Source organism: Streptomyces sp. NPDC001709 (genome assembly GCF_053596375.1).
The window spans coordinates 223465-240038 of sequence record NZ_JBSFGB010000013.1; the positions used below are offsets into that span (position 1 = coordinate 223465).

Below are 16574 nucleotides of genomic sequence, written 5' to 3' on the forward strand. Positions count from 1 at the left end.
CCGATGACTACGTTGAGGTGAAGAGATGCCGTTGACCCCCGAGGACGTGCGGAACAAGCAGTTCACGACCGTCCGCCTCCGAGAAGGCTATGACGAGGACGAGGTCGATGCCTTCCTCGACGAGGTCGAAGCCGAGCTGACCCGTCTGCTCCGCGAGAACGAGGACCTGCGTGCCAAGCTGGCCGCGGCGACCCGTGCGGCCGCGCAGAACCAGCAGAACATGCGCAAGGGTCCGCCGGAGCAGGACCAGCAGCAGCACCCGCAGCAGCAGGGCATGCGAGGACCCGGCGCGCCGGTGCCCGCCGGAATATCGGGCCCGCCGCAGCAGCAGATGGGCGGCCCCATGGGAGGCCCGCCCCAGCTGCCCAGCGGCGCCCCGCAGCTGCCCGCCGGCCCCGGCGGTCAGGGCGGCCCGCAGGGTCCCGGCCCGATGGGCCAGGGTCCGATGGGTCAGGGCCCGATGGGCGGTCAGCCGCCCATGCAGCAGCCGATGGGCATGGGTGGTCCCATGGGTGGACCCGGCATGCCCGGTCAGGGCCCTGGTGGCGACAGCGCCGCCCGAGTCCTCTCGCTGGCCCAGCAGACCGCCGACCAGGCGATCGCCGAGGCCCGCTCCGAGGCCAACAAGATCGTCGGCGAGGCCCGCAGCCGCGCCGAGGGTCTGGAGCGTGACGCCCGTGCCAAGGCCGACGCCCTGGAGCGGGACGCGCAGGAGAAGCACCGCGTCGCGATGGGCTCCCTGGAGTCCGCCCGCGCCACGCTGGAGCGCAAGGTCGAGGACCTGCGCGGCTTCGAGCGCGAGTACCGCACGCGCCTGAAGTCGTACCTCGAGTCCCAGCTGCGCCAGCTGGAGACCCAGGCCGACGACTCCCTGGCCCCGCCGCGTACCCCGGCCACCGCGTCCCTGCCGCCGTCCCCGGCGCCCTCCATGGCTCCGGCCGGCGCCGGCGCCCCGTCCTACGGCGGCAACCAGACGATGGGCGGCAACCCCGCTCCGTCCGCCCCGTCGTACGGTGGCCAGCAGCAGATGACCCCGGCCATGACCCAGCCCATGGCCCCGGTTCGTCCGCAGGGTCCGTCCCCGATGGGCCAGGCACCCTCGCCGATGCGCGGGTTCCTGATCGACGAGGACGACAACTGACGGGCCGCGGACACTAGTACGACAACGGCGTCGGCAGCGTTCAATAGGGCGGGCCCCCGGACTTCGGTCCGGGGGCCCGCCCTTTTTACGCGTGTTGAGCCTGCTGGTGCCGGACGGGGTGACCGACCGGCACCCCTATGAGGAGGGCCCGACCTCCCACCGGAGACCGGGCCCTCCTCACACCACTCGGCGCCTACACCTTCCGCAGCCGGAACGTGAGGGACAGCCCTTCCTCGGTGAACGTGTCACCAAAGCTGTCGTCGCCCTCACCCTGCCCGAAGTCGGTGGCCAAAACCTCGTCGGCGATCAACTCACTGTGCTCAGCCAGCGCAGCGATCACCGCAGGGTCGGTCGACGCCCAGCGCAGGGCGATCCGATCGGCCACGTCCAGCCCGCTGTTCTTGCGCGCCTCCTGGATCAGCCGGATCGCGTCACGGGCCAGACCGGCCTGCCGCAGCTCCTCGGTGATCTCCAGGTCCAGGGCGACCGTGGCACCGGAGTCGGAGGCCACCGACCAGCCCTCGCGCGGGGTTTCGGTGATGATCACCTCGTCGGGAGCGAGCGTGACCGTCTCCCCGTCGACCTCCACCGTGGCCGTGCCCGCACGCAGGGCGAGGGAGAGGGCCGCCGCGTCGGCACCGGCGATCGCCTTGGCCACGTCCTGCACCCGCTTGCCGAACCGCTTGCCCAGCGCACGGAAGTTCGCCTTGGCGGTGGTGTCCACCAGGCTGCCGCCCACCTCGGACAGCGACGCCAGCGACGAGACGTTCAGCTCCTCGGTGATCTGGGTGTGCAGCTCGGGGTCCAGGGACTCGAAACCGGTCGCGGCGATCAGCGCACGGGACAGCGGCTGACGGGTCTTGACGCCCGACTCCGCGCGCGTGGCCCGGCCCAGCTCGACCAGCCGGCGGACCAGGACCATCTGCCTGGACAGCTCCGGGTCGATCGCGGACAGGTCCGCCTCCGGCCACGCGGTCAGGTGCACCGACTCCGGCGCGCCCGGGGCGACCGGCACGACCAGGTCCTGCCACACCCGCTCGGTGATGAACGGGGTGATCGGCGCCATCAGCTTGGTGACCGTCTCCAGCACCTCGTGCAGCGTGCGCAGCGCGGCCTTGTCGCCCTGCCAGAAGCGGCGGCGGGAGCGGCGGACGTACCAGTTGGACAGGTCGTCGACGAAGGCGGACAGCAGCTTGCCGGCGCGCTGGGTGTCGTACGCCTCCAGGGACTGCGTCACCTGGTCGGTCAGCGCGTGCAGCTCGGACAGCAGCCAGCGGTCCAGCAGCGGACGCTCCGCCGGGGCCGGGTCCGCCGCGCTGGGCGCCCAGTTCGACGTACGGGCGTACAGCGCCTGGAAGGCGACCGTGTTCCAGTACGTCAGCAGGGTCTTGCGGACGACCTCCTGGATGGTGCCGTGGCCGACCCGGCGGGCCGCCCACGGGGAGCCGCCGGCCGCCATGAACCAGCGCACCGCGTCCGCGCCGTGCTGGTCCATGAGCGGGATCGGCTGCAGGATGTTGCCCAGGTGCTTGGACATCTTGCGGCCGTCCTCGGCGAGGATGTGACCCAGGCAGACGACGTTCTCGTACGACGACTTGTCGAAGACCAGGGTGCCGACGGCCATCAGCGTGTAGAACCAGCCGCGGGTCTGGTCGATCGCCTCGGAGATGAACTGCGCCGGGTAGCGGCTCTCGAACAGCTCCTTGTTCTTGTACGGGTAGCCCCACTGCGCGAACGGCATCGAGCCGGAGTCGTACCAGGCGTCGATGACCTCCGGCACGCGCGTGGCCGTCGTTGCGCACCCCTCGTGCGGGCAGGCGAAGGTGACCTCGTCGATGTACGGGCGGTGCGGGTCCAGGTTCGACTGGTCGGTGCCGGACAGCTCGGTCAGCTCCGCGCGGGAGCCGACACAGGTCAGGTGGCCTTCCTCGCAGCGCCAGATCGGCAGCGGGGTGCCCCAGTAGCGGTTGCGGGACAGCGCCCAGTCGATGTTGTTGTTCAGCCAGTCGCCGAAGCGGCCGTGCTTGACCGTCTCCGGGAACCAGTTGGTCTTCTCGTTCTCCTGGATGAGACGGTCCTTGATCGCCGTCGTGCGGATGTACCAGGAGGGCTGCGCGTAGTAGAGCAGCGCGGTGTGGCAGCGCCAGCAGTGCGGGTAGCTGTGCTCGTACGGGATGTGCCGGAAGAGGAGGCCGCGCTGCTGGAGGTCCTCGGTGAGCTTTTCGTCGGCCTTCTTGAAGAAGACACCGCCGACCAGCGGCACGTCCTCCTCGAAGGTGCCGTCGGGGCGGACCGGGTTGACCACGGGCAGGCCGTAGGCGCGGCAGACCTTGAGGTCGTCCTCACCGAAGGCGGGGGACTGGTGCACCAGACCCGTACCGTCCTCGGTCGTCACGTAGTCGGCGTTCACCACGAAGTGCGCCGGCTCCGGGAACTCCACGAGCTCGAACGGACGTTGGTAGGTCCAGCGCTCCATCTCGGCGCCGGTGAAGGTCCGGCCCGTCGGCTCCCAGCCCTCGCCCAGCGCCTTGGCGAGCAGCGGCTCGGCGACGACGAGCTTCTCCTCGCCGTTGGTGGCGACGACGTAGGTGACCTCCGGGTGCGCGGCGACCGCCGTGTTGGACACCAGGGTCCAGGGGGTCGTCGTCCACACCAGGAGCGAGGCCTCGCCCGCGAGCGGACCGGAGGTGAGCGGGAAACGGACATACACGGACGGGTCGACGACCGTCTCGTAGCCCTGCGCCAGCTCGTGGTCGGACAGACCGGTGCCGCAGCGCGGGCACCAGGGGGCGACGCGGTGGTCCTGGACCAGCAGGCCCTTGTTGAAGATCTCCTTCAGCGACCACCACACCGACTCCACGTACTCGGGGTCCATGGTGACGTAGGCGTCGTTGAGGTCGACCCAGTAGCCCATGCGGGTCGTCAGCTCGGCGAAGGCGTCGGTGTGCCGGAGTACCGACTCCCGGCACTTGGCGTTGAACTCGGCGATGCCGTACGCCTCGATGTCCTGCTTGCCGGAGAAGCCCAGCTCCTTCTCGACGGTCAGCTCGACCGGGAGGCCGTGACAGTCCCAGCCGGCCTTGCGGGCCACGTGGTAGCCGCGCATGGTGCGGAAGCGCGGGAAGACGTCCTTGAAGACGCGCGCCTCGATGTGGTGGGCGCCCGGCATGCCGTTGGCGGTGGGCGGGCCCTCGTAGAACACCCACTCGGGGCGGCCCTCGGACTGCTCCAGGCTCTTGGCGAAGATCTTCTGTTCGCGCCAGAAGTCGAGCACGGCGTGCTCAAGAGCGGGCAGGTCGACCTGTGCGGGCACCTGGCGGTACGTCGGCGCTGTCATCTGCGAGCATCCTCCAACGGACTTGCTGCCTTCCGTCGGAGGGACGAGAGCCTTCGTTCCTGCTTACGCCGTGTGCGGCGCGCTCCCGCGGTACCACCCTCCTTGGCCCTCCGCCGCGCCGTACACGCCGGTGAGCCCCCTCATTGGGGTCGCGATGCCGGTTCTACTGATCCTCGCGGGATGTTCTTCCGGCGGCTCCGGGGTGATCTTCGCGTCGCGCTCGCCCCCGGGCTTCCACCGTCCCCGGGTCGCTCTGGGCTGCGTACGCCGCTACTCGTCCCCATCCATGCTTTTCGCTCCGCCCAGTGTACGGCGCCGCGCGGACAGCGGCGGACCGGTTTTCCGCGGGGCGCCGCCGCGGGTGGGGTGAGGGGCCGGGATGACCCGAATGGCGAGGTGGCGGGCGCTCGGGTCGCGGCAGGCCCGGCCCGGCGGATTACCCGGCGGGGAGCTGGGCACAACGGATGCAGGCCCGCTGCCCGGGGGGTGCGGGCGGGCGAATCGGGCGGTGTGCCCCGTTGCCGCCGGACTCAAGTCGATTTATCGTCCCAGCACGATTCGCGAGCAAGATCACAATATGTGAAGGGGCCGCGGCCATGGTGGCGAAAAAGACCGCCGTACAGCAGCCGGCAACCGGCCGGCGCAGGGGCGCGGCCGCCTCCGGCACCGCGGCCGCCTCCGACGGCGAGGCCAAGGGAGCGGCCGGGAAGAAACGGTTGACCGGAGGGAGAAGCACCGAGCCGACCGCGAAGAAGCAGGCGCCGAAGGAGAGGGCCGGGAGAGAGGCGGCTGGGGAAGAGTCGGTCGGGAGAGGGGCGGCCGGGAAGGAGAGGGCCGGGAAGGAGAGGGAGGCGGCTGGGCAAGAGGCGGTCGCTAAGGAGCCAGCGGCCGGGAAAACGCTCGCGAAGGAGCCAGCGGCCAGGAAAACGGCCGCAAAGAAGACTGCGGTGAGGGAGACGGCCGCCAAGGAGAAGCCTGCTAGGGAGGCGGCTGCCAAGGAGAAGCCTGCTAAGGAGGCGGCTGCCAAGCAGGCGGGATCCAGCGAGGCGGCTGCCAAGGCGACGGCTGCCAAAGAGGCGGCTGCCAAGGAGGCGAGCGCTGGGGGGACGGCCGCTGAGAAGGCGGCTGCCAAGGAGACGGCCGCCAAGGAGGCGGCTGCCAAGGCGACGGGCTCTGGGGAGGCGGCTGCCAAGAGTGCCGTGGCCAGGGAGAAGCCTGCCAAGCAGGCGAGCGCTAGGGGGACGGCCGCTGAGAAGGCCGCTGCCAAGCAGACGGGTTCCAGCGAGGCGGCTGTCAAGAAGGCGGGTTCCAGCGAGGCGGCTGTCAAGAAGGCGGGTTCCAGTGAGGCGGCTGTCAAGAAGGCGGCTGTCACGAAGTCCCCCGCCAAGAGGTCCGAGGCGAAGGAGACGGTCGGCAAGAAGGCGGCAGCGAAGGACGTGGGTGCGGGGAAGGCGGCCGGAAAGAAGGCGGCTGCCGGCAAGAAGGCGGACGCACAGGAGACAGCCGGCGGGGAGACGGTTGCCAGGAAGTCCGCCGCGAAGAAGACCGCTGCCAAGGCGCCGGTGGCCGGGAAGGCCGGCGGCAGGAAGGCGGCGGCCGAGACGAGCACGGCCAAGAAAGCGGGCGCGGCGCGGGCCGCGAAGCAGACGGGAGCCACGACAGTGGTTGCGAAGAAGACTCCTGGCACGGCCACGGCGGAGACCGCCGTTCCCAAGGCGCGGGTCGCCGCGGCGGAGCCCGGCGAGCTGGCGGTGCGCCCCGGCGAGGACCCCTGGACCCCGGAAGAGGTCGCCGAGGCCCGTGCCGAGCTGCTGTCCGAGGCGGAGCGGCTGCAGGAGGAGATCAGCTCCTCCGAAACGTCCCTCGCGGGGCTGATGCGGGACTCCGGGGACGGCGCGGGAGACGACCAGGCCGACATCGGCGCCAAGAACATTACGCGCGAGCACGAGCTGGCGCTGGCCGCGAGCGCGCGCGAGATGCTGATCCAGACCGAGCGTGCCCTGGAACGGCTGGACGCGGGTACCTACGGCCTGTGCGAGAACTGCGGCAACCCCATCGGCAAGGCCCGGATGCAGGCCTTTCCGAGGGCCACACTGTGCGTCGAGTGCAAGCAGAAGCAGGAACGCCGCTCCTGAGTGCGTGGGGCCGTGCCGTAGTCTCGTCCTCAGTCAGGCACCTAGGTTGAGGGACTCACGTGGCAGAGGCGGAGCGCATCATCGGTACGCCGGACACCCCGGACGACAGCGGCGAGCAGACAGCGGCGGCCGGATCACCCGCCGGCTCCGGCGCGCCCGCCACGGCCGGTGCGTCCGGCACGGGCGAGCAGCAGGCCCCGGCGCAGGTGCGGGGCCGCCGCGGACGCCGGATCGCCCTGCTGTTCGCGGTGGCCGCCTTCGCCTACGCCCTCGACCTGATCAGCAAGACGCTCGTGGTCGCCAAGCTGGAGGGCCATGCGCCGATCAAGCTCATCGGGGACTGGCTGGAGCTGAACGCCATCCGCAACCCGGGCGCGGCCTTCGGCGTCGGCGCGGCCTTCACGATCATCTTCACGCTGATCGCCGCGGCCGTGATCGTGGTGATCATCCGCCTGGCCCGCAAGCTCTACAGCTACCCGTGGGCCATCGCGCTCGGCCTGCTGCTCGGCGGCGCCCTCGGCAACCTCACCGACCGGATCTTCCGCTCGCCCGGCGTCTTCGAGGGCAAGGTCGTGGACTTCATCGCGCCCAAGGGCTTCGCCGTGTTCAACCTGGCGGACTCCGCGATCGTGTGCGGCGGCATCCTGATCGTGCTGCTGTCCTTCCGGGGTCTCGACCCGGACGGCACCGTCCACAAGGACTGAGACCGGCGGCTTCCGCAGCCGGTTTTCCACAGGCTCGGTCGGGCCGGTTCCGACCGTCCGGCATACTCGACGGGTGAGCACGCTTCCCGAGATCCGTACCCTGCCCGTGCCCGACGGCCTGGAGGGCGAGCGCGTCGACGCCGCCATCTCCCGCATGTTCGGCTTCTCCCGCACCAAGGCGGCGGAGCTGGCCGCGGCCGGCAAGGTCCAGGTCGACGGCACGGTGGTCGGCAAGTCCGAGCGGGTGCGCGGCGGCGCCTGGCTCGAGGTCGAGATGCCGCAGGCGCCCGCGCCGGTGCAGGTGGTCGCCGAGCCGGTCGAGGGCATGGAGATCGTGCACGACGACGATGACGTGGTCGTGATCGTCAAGCCGGTCGGCGTGGCCGCGCACCCGTCGCCGGGCTGGAGCGGCCCCACCGTGATCGGCGGTCTGGCCGCCGCCGGCTACCGGATCTCCACCTCCGGCGCCGCCGAGCGCCAGGGCATCGTGCACCGCCTGGACGTCGGCACCTCGGGCCTGATGGTGGTCGCCAAGTCGGAGCGGGCGTACACCTCGCTCAAGCGCCAGTTCAAGGAGCGCACGGTCGACAAGCGCTACCACACCCTCGTCCAGGGCCACCCGGACCCGACGAGCGGCACGATCGACGCGCCGATCGGCCGCCACCCGAACCACGACTACAAGTGGGCGGTCACGGCCGAGGGCAAGCCCTCGGTGACGCACTACGACCTCATCGAGGCGTTCCGCGCCGCCTCGCTGCTGGACGTGAAGCTGGAGACCGGCCGCACCCACCAGATCCGTGTCCACATGGCCGCCCACCGCCACCCCTGCGTCGGCGACCTCACCTACGGCGCCGACCCGACCCTCGCCAAGCGGCTGCGGCTGACCCGCCAGTGGCTGCACGCCGTGCGCCTCGGCTTCGAGCACCCCGCGGACGGCCAGTGGGTGGAATTCGAGAGCGACTACCCCGCGGACCTGCAGAAGGCCCTCGACCAGGTCCGCGAGGAGACGTACGCGTGAGCGTGCCGTACACGGTCCGGATCGCCGCGCAACCGGCCGACCGCGAGGCCTGCTTCGCGGTCCGCAAGGCGGTCTTCGTCCTGGAGCAGGGCGTCGACGAGGCCATCGAGTACGACGCCTACGACGCCCTGGCCGTGCATGTGCTGGCGGTCCGCGAGGACGGAGTGCCGCTCGGCACCGGTCGGCTGCTGCACGGCGAGGCCGCGGCCGCGAAGACCGGCGTGGACGCCTCGGTGGGCTCCCTGGGGCGGCTCGCCGTCACCCGCGAGGCCCGCGGGCTCGGCGTCGGCGTGGCCCTGGTGCGGGCCATCGAGGACGCGGCACGCGTGCGTGGCCTCGCCGCGGTGGATCTGCACGCGCAGACCCACGCGCTGGGCTTCTACGAGCGCCTCGGCTACGTGGCGTACGGCCCGGAGTTCCCGGACGCCGGCATCCCGCACCGGGCGATGCGCCGCGCCCTGTAGGCCTGGCGCCGGGCCAGGCGGCGGCAGGCGTTCCCGACGGCCGGATGGCAGGCTTGAGGCCTGACGTGTGATCGTCGACCCCCGGAGCGCCGGCCGTGGATCAGTTGGCCCTGTTGTTCGTCCTGCTGCTCGGGGCCCTGGTGAGCGTCCCGGTGGGGGACCGGTTCAGGGTGCCGGCGCCGGTGCTGATGACGGTGTTCGGCGGCATCCTCGCGGTGGCCGACTTCGTACCCGATGTGAACATCCCGCCGGACCTGATCCTGCCCGGGCTGCTGCCGCCGCTGCTCTACGCCGCCGTACGGCGCACCTCCTGGCGGCAGTTCGCGGCCAACATCCGCCCGATCTTCCTGCTGGCCGTGGCCCTGGTGTTCGTGACGACGGTGTGCGTGGCGTTCGTCGCAGGCGCGATCGTGCCGGGGCTGCCGATCGCCGCGGCCGTCGCGCTCGGCGCGCTGATCGCCCCGCCCGACCCGGTCGCCGCGACCAGCGTCGCCGGGCAGCTCGGGCTGCCGCGCCGTCTGGTGTCGATCCTGGAGGGCGAGGGGCTCTTCAACGACGTCACGGCCATCGTGCTATACCACGTGGCGATCGCCGCGGCCGTGAGCGGCTCGTTCTCGGCGTGGCGGGCGGGACTCGACCTGGTGCTGTCGGCCGTCGTCGCGGTGGTCGTGGGCCTGGTGCTCGGCTGGGGCGCGAACAGGCTGATGGACCTGCTGGGCGATCCGACGCTGCAGATCGGCATGACCCTGCTGGTGCCGTACGCCTCCTACGTCCTCGCGGAGAAGCTGCACGGCTCCGGGGTGCTCGCGGTGCTCACCACGGCGCTCTTCCTCGCCGAGTACGCCACCGACGCCGACGACGTGATGACCCGGCTGGCCGGGCACACCTTCTGGGACATCATCGACACCCTCGTCACGGGCGTCGCGTTCGGGCTCATCGGCCTCGAGCTGCACCACGCCATCCGCACGGCCCAGGGACGCTGGGGCGAGATGCTCGGCTGGGCCGCCGCCGTCGTGGGCGTGGTGATCGTCGTACGGCTGGTGTGGCTGCTGCCCGCGACCTGGCTGACCAAGCGGCTGCACGCGCGGCGGGACTACGACGAGGAGATCCCGGTGAGCCGGCGGGAGACCGTCGTGATGTGGTGGTCGGGGATGCGCGGGGTGGCCTCGGTGGCGCTGGCGCTGGCCGTCCCGCTGAAGACCGACGCCGGATCGCCCTTCCCCGACCGCGACGAGATCGTCTTCATCGCCTTCGGGGTCATCATCGTCACGCTGGTCCTGCAGGGGCTCACGCTGCCGTCACTGGTCGGGTGGCTCGGGGTGCAGGCCGACTCCGAGCGGGAGAAGGAGTTCGAGAAGGAGCTGGCGGTGCGGGCGACGAAGGCGGCCAAGCGCAGGCTGCGGGAGATCGAGCAGGTGGAGGACCTGCCCGAGGAGCTGTCCGAGCAGATGCTGCGCCGCGCCTCCGACATCGGGATCCGGATCAGTCCCGACATCGGGGAGGAGGAGCGGCGGGAGGCGCAGTACCAGCGGGTCAAGCGGCTCAAGCGGATCCGGAACATCCAGAACGAGATGCTGAGCGCGGCGCGGCACGAGGTTCTGGCGGCGCGGAGCGAGCCGGGGGCGGATCCGGAGATCGTGGATCGGGTGCTCAGGCATCTCGATGTCCGCAGTCTGCGGTGATCCCTGTGGACGAAGCTGATCCATGTGCGTGAATAGTCATATAAACGTGCCGGACCTGTGGATAAATCCGGGCATCGACGGCGGTCGGCTCCTACGCTCGGATCATGACTCGCAACATCGTGATCAGTGGTGGCGGTACAGGGATCGGGCTGGCGACGGCGCAGACGTTCGCGGCGGACGGAGACAGGGTGCTGCTGCTCGGGCGGCGCGCGCAGGTGCTGGAGAAGGCCGGGGTGCCCGGCGCGCTGACGCATGCGGCGGATCTCGCCGATCCCGGGCAGGTGCGCGGCGTGGCCAGGTTCGTCGCCGACGAGCTGGGCACCGTCGACGTCCTGGTGCACGGCGCCGGCGGCGCCGGGTATCTGGAGCCCGCGGCCGGCAGCGACGACCCCCTCGACCAGGTGGCGCACAACTGGACCGTCAACTTCCGGCAGAACGTCCTGACCGCTGTGCTCCTCACCGAAGCGCTCAAGGACCGGCTCGCCGAGCCCGGCGGCCGGGTGCTCTTCATCAGTTCCATCGCCGCCTACCGGGGCTCGGGCACCGGCGCGTACGCCGCGGCCAAGGCCGGGCTGCACCCCTACGCGCACGACCTGGCCCGGGAGCTGGGCCCGCGCGGCATCACCGTGAACGTGGTCGCGCCGGGATACATCGAGGACACCGAGTTCTTCGGCGACAGCATGGACGAGGCCCGGCGGGCCCGGCTCATCGCCGACACGGTGACCGGCCGCGCCGGGATACCGGGAGACGTGGCCGCGACCCTGCACTGGCTGGCCTCGCCCGGTGCCGGGCATGTCACCTCACAGGTCGTCCAGGTCAACGGTGGTGCGGAGCGCGGGCGCTGACGGGCTCCGCGGGAGGTCGCACCGCCTCGGAGGTGTTGACGCGGGGCAGCGCATGGGGGTGCTCGCTCGCCAGCCAGAGGATCATCTGCTCGCGGACCGTGACCCGCACCGTCCAGATGTCGTCGGCGTCCTTCGCGGTCACCAGGGCCCGCACCTGGATGGTGTTCGGCGTGCTGTCCGTCACCACCAGGCCGTAGGCGCGGCCGTCCCAGGCCGGGCTCTCGCGCAGGATGTCGCGCAGCTTCTCGCGCATCGCCTCGACGGGCGCGCTGTGGTCCACGTGCCAGAAGACGGTGCCGGTCATCTGCGGGCTGCCCCGCGACCAGTTCTCGAAGGGTTTGGAGGTGAAGTACGACACCGGCATGGTGATCCGGCGCTCGTCCCAGGTGCATACCGTCAGAAAGGTCAGGGTGATCTCCTCGACCGTGCCCCACTCGCCGTCCACGACGACCGTGTCGCCGATGCGCACCATGTCACCGAAGGCGATCTGCAGCCCGGCGAACATATTGGACAGGGTCGACTGGGCGGCGACGCCGGCCACGATGCCGAGGATGCCCGCCGAAGCCAGCAGCGAGGCGCCGGCCGCGCGCATCGCCGGGAACGTCAGCAGCATGGAGGCGATCGCCACGACGATGACGATCGCGGACACCACCCGCATGATCAGCTCCACCTGGGTGCGCACCCTGCGCACCCGAGCCGGGTCCCGGTGCACGCGGGCGTAGCGGCTGTAGGAGGTCTCGACGACCGCCGCGGCGATCCGGATCGCCAGCCAGGCGGCGGAGCCGATCAGCACCAGCGTCAGTATGCGGCCGATGCCGACCTGGTGCCGTTCCAGCAGCTTCGCCTGGTCGTACGACCCCCGGAGCAGGGCGGTGCACAGCACCAGCTGGTAGGGGACGCGGCCGCGGCGCAGCAGCTCCCACAGCGGTGTCTCGTGGTCGCGTGCGTCGGCCTTGCGCAGCAGCCGGTCGGTGGCCCAGCCGATGGCCAGGGTGAGCAGCACGGCGCCGCCGATCACGATCACAGGGCGGAGTACGTTCTCCATGCCTGCGCTCCTAACCGGTGCCCGGCGGGCGTGAACATGTGAGTTCGGGTGTGTTCCGGGGTACGGCGGCTCGGCGGGTGTCGTACCGGCTGGCACCATGGCCTCATGAACATCATGCTTTTTCACTCGACCTACGGCCTCAGGCCCGCGGTGCGCGACGCCGCGGACCGGCTGCGCACGGCGGGCCACGAGGTGTGGACGCCGGACCTCTTCGAGGGGCGTACGTTCGACACCGTCGAGGAAGGCATGGAGTTCGAGGAGTCGATCGGCAAGGAGGAGCTGCTGAAGCGGGCCGTGCTGGCGGCGGCTGCGTACTCGGAGCGCGGGCTGGTGTACGCCGGGTTCTCACTCGGCGCCTCCATCGCCCAGACCCTCGCCCTCGGCGACGACAAGGCGCGCGGGCTGCTGCTTCTGCACGGCACGTCGGACATCGCGCCGACGGCGCACGTGGACGAGCTGCCGGTGCAGCTGCATGTGGCCGAGCCGGACCCGTTCGAGACGGACGACTGGCTGACCGCCTGGTATCTGCAGATGGGCCGGGCCGGTGCGGATGTGGAGGTCTACCGGTACGCCGGCGCCGGGCACCTCTACACCGACTACGAGCTGCCGGACTACGACGCCGAGGCCGCCGAGGCCACCTGGCGGGTGGCGCTCGGCTTCCTCGACGGCCTGCGGTCCGAGTAGCCGCTCCTACACCGGGTCGTAGGTCCGCTCGACCTTCTGGGTGCCGCTGCGGGTGCGGTAGGAGCGCACCCACTTGGAGGTCGCGTTCTGGTCGGTGCGGTCGGACAGGACGTAGTAGTCCATCTGCGCGCGGTCGTTGGTGATGTCCAGCACGCCGTAGCCGTGCCGGTCGGTGTCCACCCAGTGGACGTGCCGGTTGGCGGCCTCGATGAGCGGCGCGGTGACGGCGGAGACCGTGCCCTCGGGGACCTTGACGATGTCGTCGAGGTTGTCGGAGGTCACCGAGGTGATCACGAACTCGGTGGCCGCCGACGGCGACAGCGGATAGGTGCCCGCGTCCACCGGCACGTCGTTGGCCCAGGACATGTGGATGTCCCCGGTCAGGAAGACGGTGTTGCCGATGGCGTTCGAGCGCAGGTGGTCGAGGAGCTCGCGGCGGTCGTGCGTGTAGCCGTCCCACTGGTCGGTGTTGACGCCGATGCCGTCCTGCGGCAGGCCGAGCAGCTTGGCGAGCGGCTTGAGCAGGTCGGCGGTGAGGGAGCCGATGACGAACGGCGCGATCATCACCGAGTTGCCGACCAGCCGCCACTTGGTGTCGGAGGCCTTCAACCCGGCCTTCAGCCAGTCGAGTTGGGCCCGGCCGGCGATCGTACGGTTCGGGTCGTCCACCGAGCCGCTGCCGGCGGACGCCTGCTGGGAGCGGAAGGAGCGCAGGTCCAGCAGCGACAGGTCGGCGAGCTTGCCGAAGCGCAGCCGCCGGTAGGTGGTGCCCTCGATCGCGGGGCGCACCGGCATCCACTCGAAGTAGGCCTGCTTGGCGGCCGCCTTGCGGGCGGTCCAGGTGCCCTCGGCGCCCTCGGTGTGATTGACCGCGCCGCCCGACCAGGCGTTGTCGGCGAACTCGTGGTCGTCCCAGATCGCGACGACCGGCGCCTTCAGGTGCAGTGCCTGCAGATCGGGGTCGGTCTTGTACTTCGCGTGCCGGATCCGGTAGTCGGCGAGCGTGATGATCTCGTTGGCCGGCGCGTGCGGCCGGACGACCGTGCCGCGCGCCGCGTACTCGCCGGACTTGTACTCGTAGATGTAGTCGCCGAGGTGCAGCCAGGCGTCCAGGTCGTTACGGGCCGCCAGGTGGCGGTACGCGGCGAAGTAGCCGGCCTCCCAGTTGGCGCAGGTGACGACGCCGAACCGCAGTCCGGACACGGCCGCGTCCGCAGCGGGCGCGGTGCGCGTGCGCGCCACCGGGGAGTCGGTGCCGCCGGCCGAGAACCGGAACCAGTAGTCGGTCGCCGGCTGCAGACCGCGGACGTCGGCCTTCACGGTGTGGTCGGAGGCGGCGGTCGCGGTCACCGAGCCCTTGGCGACGATGCTGGTGAACGCCTTGTCCTTGGCGACGACCCAGTCCACCTCGGTGTCCGGGCCCACCCCGGAGCCCGGTACGGCCTCCGAGGTCGGGGTCACCCGGGTCCACAGCAGGATGCCGTCGGGCAGCGGGTCGCCGGAGGCGACACCGTGCAGGAAGGCGGGTGCCTGGCCGTCGGCGCGCGCCGGAAGCGCGGCGGCGAGCGGGCCGGCCAGGACAGCGGTCGCCGCCGCGGCCTTGACGACCGTACGGCGGCGGGGAGAGAGGGAGTTCAGGCCTTCGATGGCCGGAAGTGATCTTTTGCGACTGGTCACGGCCGATCAGGTTACTGGCCGGTACGCACGCTAGAGCGGGCGAACTCCCAATGTTCGCCCGCTCTTCACGGGAAGGTCGGATTCCGCCGAGCCGTCAGCCCTTGAGGGCCGCGTCGAGGGTCTTGTTGAAGTCGGCCACGGTCATGGGCGGGTTCTTGCCGTCGGGGCCTGTCAGCGTCTTGCCGTCCATCTTCAGGGTCGGCGTGCCCGATATGCCGTCCTTGTCGAAGATCTTGGACTCCTCCAGCGCCCACCGGTCGTACGTGCCGTCCTTCACGGCCTTCTGGAACGCCGCGTTGCCCTTCAGTGCGGGCACCGTGTCGGCGATCTTGATCAGATAGGCGTCGTCCTTGAACTTGTCGTCGGTCTCCTCGGGGTGCCACTTCGGCGAGTACATCGCGGCCTTGTACTCGAGGAACGCCTCGGGGCTGACGTTGAGCGCGGCGCCGAGGGCGCTGAGCGCGTTCTTGGAGCCCACGCCGGGCAGGTTCTTGTCGAGGAAGGTCGCACCGACGTAGTGGAGCTGGAACTTGCCGTCGTCGATGCCCTTCTTCACCGTCGGGCCGACGGCCTGCTCGAACTGTGCGCAGACCGGGCAGCGCGGGTCCTCGTAGATGGTGAGGGTCTTCTTGGCGGTGCTCTTGCCGATGACGACGGTGGTGCCGTCCGTGCCCGTGGTGTTGGCCGGCTTCACGAGCGTCTTGGACTTCGCGGCGTCCCACCCGGTGGGCTTGTTCGCCTGGACGACGGCATAGCCGATGCCGCCGGCCGCGGCCAGCACGGCCACGACCGAGGCGGCCACGATGACCTGCCGCTTGGCCTTGTCGCGCTTGGCCTGCCGCTCGCGCTCCTGGCGCAGCCGCTCCCGGGCCGCCGTCTTCGCCGTCTGGCTGTTCCGCTTGCTCATGTTGGTGATCTCCGTGTGGGACGCGCACATGCCGTACGCGGGATACGTGTGGGGGACTGGGTGTGCTCAGCTCTCGCCGCTCAGCCGGCGGCGAGGGCGGGCGAGCACGGCGGTCCACGCCGTCCCAGGGAGTGCACGAGAAGCCGGTCGCGGGCGGCGGCCCGGCGCGGGGCCGGGCGCGGCAGCCGGCGGGCCGGGGTCAGCCGGACGGCGACCGCGGCCACCGCGAGCAGCAGCGGCCGGAAGGTGGTGGCGGCGACCGCGCGCAGCAGCTGCACCAGCGCCCGCTCGCCCCGGCGCAGCCAGGCGGCGGCGAGCAGGCCCACGCCGACGTGCGCGCTGAGCAGCAGCCAGGCGGCCGCCGGGCTGGCGTGCGCGAGCAGCGCCTCGGGACGGCCGTGGGCCCCGGCCATCTGGGCCAGCGGGGAGCCGACGGCACCGCCCCGGCACAGCACGTCGAAGCCGAACGCGTGCAGCGGCCCGGCGACCGGCCCGCCCGCCCGGCCGTAACAGGTGTTCTGGCCGGTGGTGAACACCGTGTCGGCGGCCAGTTCCAGCGGGACCAGCAGGGCCGCGATCCGGCCGAAGCCACGCTCGCGGCCCGCCAGCGCGTACGCGGTGGCGAACACGCCGGCGGTGACCGCCAGCACGGTCGTCACCGGCAGCGGGGCCTGCGACAGCAGCACGTGCGACGCGGTGCTGAGGGTCACGACGACAGCCGTGAACAGCGCCGCGCGCACGGCTCTGAGCTGGGTCCCGGATATGTCCATAGCGAGAGAAGAGTCTGTCACGTAGGCGGTTAAGGGACCCCTAAAGGGTGCCTGTGAGTGCGCGAAGGTTACGACCTCGTGCATGGTTGGCCGTAGCACGTCGAGGTGTGTGGCGTTGTCGGTGTTCACGCTCGAATGGCGTCGTCGAGGGTGGCGGTCTGTTGG

Annotated in this window: 13 protein-coding genes; 8 read left to right on the forward strand and 5 right to left on the reverse strand. The window is 71.1% G+C overall.

Features of this window, described 5'->3' with window-relative positions:
* The first annotated feature begins 25 nt into the window (after positions 1-25).
* On the forward strand, positions 26-1141 hold the full coding sequence (locus tag ACWC0C_RS21025) for a DivIVA domain-containing protein (protein WP_449196060.1): 1116 nt from the start codon (positions 26-28) through the stop codon (positions 1139-1141).
* Positions 1142-1334: 193 nt separating this feature from the next.
* Here ACWC0C_RS21025 and ileS read toward each other — a convergent pair whose 3' ends face one another.
* A complete protein-coding gene (ileS, locus tag ACWC0C_RS21030; RefSeq protein WP_450865217.1) occupies positions 1335-4478 on the reverse strand; it encodes an isoleucine--tRNA ligase in 3144 nt (1047 codons plus the stop codon).
* A 596-nt stretch (positions 4479-5074) separates the two neighbouring features.
* Between ileS and ACWC0C_RS21035 the strand changes: the two genes are divergently transcribed.
* From ACWC0C_RS21035 to ACWC0C_RS21060, 6 genes are all read left to right on the forward strand, one after another.
* Positions 5075-6613, forward strand: a complete 1539-nt coding sequence (locus tag ACWC0C_RS21035; protein WP_450865218.1) for a TraR/DksA C4-type zinc finger protein — start codon at positions 5075-5077, stop codon at positions 6611-6613.
* A 59-nt stretch (positions 6614-6672) separates the two neighbouring features.
* The gene (gene lspA / locus ACWC0C_RS21040; RefSeq protein WP_449196057.1) at positions 6673-7317 is read left to right on the forward strand and encodes a signal peptidase II; all 645 of its coding nucleotides are present in this window, start codon (positions 6673-6675) and stop codon (positions 7315-7317) included.
* A 73-nt stretch (positions 7318-7390) separates the two neighbouring features.
* Positions 7391-8335, forward strand: coding sequence for an RluA family pseudouridine synthase (locus ACWC0C_RS21045; RefSeq protein ID WP_449196056.1), 945 nt, complete (start codon positions 7391-7393; stop codon positions 8333-8335).
* The gene (locus ACWC0C_RS21050) at positions 8332-8799 is read left to right on the forward strand and encodes a GNAT family N-acetyltransferase (protein ID WP_450865219.1); all 468 of its coding nucleotides are present in this window, start codon (positions 8332-8334) and stop codon (positions 8797-8799) included. Before ACWC0C_RS21045 ends, ACWC0C_RS21050 begins: the two co-directional genes overlap by 4 nt.
* Positions 8800-8894: 95 nt before the next feature.
* Positions 8895-10481 carry a Na+/H+ antiporter gene (locus tag ACWC0C_RS21055; protein WP_450865220.1) on the forward strand — a complete coding sequence of 529 codons (1587 nt, stop codon included), beginning with the start codon at positions 8895-8897 and terminating at the stop codon, positions 10479-10481.
* Between the two features lie 104 nt (positions 10482-10585).
* A complete protein-coding gene (locus tag ACWC0C_RS21060; RefSeq protein ID WP_449196053.1) occupies positions 10586-11326 on the forward strand; it encodes an SDR family NAD(P)-dependent oxidoreductase in 741 nt (246 codons plus the stop codon).
* Here ACWC0C_RS21060 and ACWC0C_RS21065 read toward each other — a convergent pair.
* Positions 11298-12371 carry a mechanosensitive ion channel family protein gene (locus ACWC0C_RS21065; protein ID WP_450865221.1) on the reverse strand — a complete coding sequence of 358 codons (1074 nt, stop codon included), beginning with the start codon at positions 12369-12371 and terminating at the stop codon, positions 11298-11300. The genes ACWC0C_RS21060 and ACWC0C_RS21065 overlap by 29 nt on opposite strands.
* 105 nt (positions 12372-12476) lie before the next feature.
* Between ACWC0C_RS21065 and ACWC0C_RS21070 the strand changes: the two genes are divergently transcribed.
* Positions 12477-13055 carry a dienelactone hydrolase family protein gene (locus ACWC0C_RS21070; protein WP_450865222.1) on the forward strand — a complete coding sequence of 193 codons (579 nt, stop codon included), beginning with the start codon at positions 12477-12479 and terminating at the stop codon, positions 13053-13055.
* 6 nt (positions 13056-13061) lie between these two features.
* Here ACWC0C_RS21070 and ACWC0C_RS21075 read toward each other — a convergent pair whose 3' ends face one another.
* The 3 genes from ACWC0C_RS21075 to ACWC0C_RS21085 form a co-directional block, all read right to left on the reverse strand.
* Positions 13062-14732, reverse strand: coding sequence for an alkaline phosphatase D family protein (locus ACWC0C_RS21075; RefSeq protein WP_450865223.1), 1671 nt, complete (start codon positions 14730-14732; stop codon positions 13062-13064).
* A gap of 94 nt (positions 14733-14826) precedes the next feature.
* Complete coding sequence (locus ACWC0C_RS21080) at positions 14827-15639, reverse strand: thioredoxin domain-containing protein (protein WP_450865224.1); 813 nt, start codon at positions 15637-15639, stop codon at positions 14827-14829.
* Between the two features lie 80 nt (positions 15640-15719).
* Positions 15720-16409, reverse strand: coding sequence for a hypothetical protein (locus tag ACWC0C_RS21085; RefSeq protein WP_450865225.1), 690 nt, complete (start codon positions 16407-16409; stop codon positions 15720-15722).
* Positions 16410-16574 lie beyond the last annotated feature (165 nt).

What these genes read in the sequence shown, in the direction of transcription:
- ACWC0C_RS21060 (WP_449196053.1), top strand. Translation starts at nt 10,586, where the DNA reads ATGACTCGCAACATCGTGATCAGTGGTGGCGGTACAGGGATCGGGCTG.
- ACWC0C_RS21025 (WP_449196060.1), top strand. Translation starts at nt 26, where the DNA reads ATGCCGTTGACCCCCGAGGACGTGCGGAACAAGCAGTTCACGACCGTC.
- ACWC0C_RS21080 (WP_450865224.1), bottom strand. Translation starts at nt 15,639, where the DNA reads ATGAGCAAGCGGAACAGCCAGACGGCGAAGACGGCGGCCCGGGAGCGG.
- ACWC0C_RS21035 (WP_450865218.1), top strand. Translation starts at nt 5,075, where the DNA reads ATGGTGGCGAAAAAGACCGCCGTACAGCAGCCGGCAACCGGCCGGCGC.
- ACWC0C_RS21085 (WP_450865225.1), bottom strand. Translation starts at nt 16,409, where the DNA reads ATGGACATATCCGGGACCCAGCTCAGAGCCGTGCGCGCGGCGCTGTTC.
- ACWC0C_RS21070 (WP_450865222.1), top strand. Translation starts at nt 12,477, where the DNA reads ATGAACATCATGCTTTTTCACTCGACCTACGGCCTCAGGCCCGCGGTG.
- ACWC0C_RS21065 (WP_450865221.1), bottom strand. Translation starts at nt 12,371, where the DNA reads ATGGAGAACGTACTCCGCCCTGTGATCGTGATCGGCGGCGCCGTGCTG.
- ileS (WP_450865217.1), bottom strand. Translation starts at nt 4,478, where the DNA reads ATGACAGCGCCGACGTACCGCCAGGTGCCCGCACAGGTCGACCTGCCC.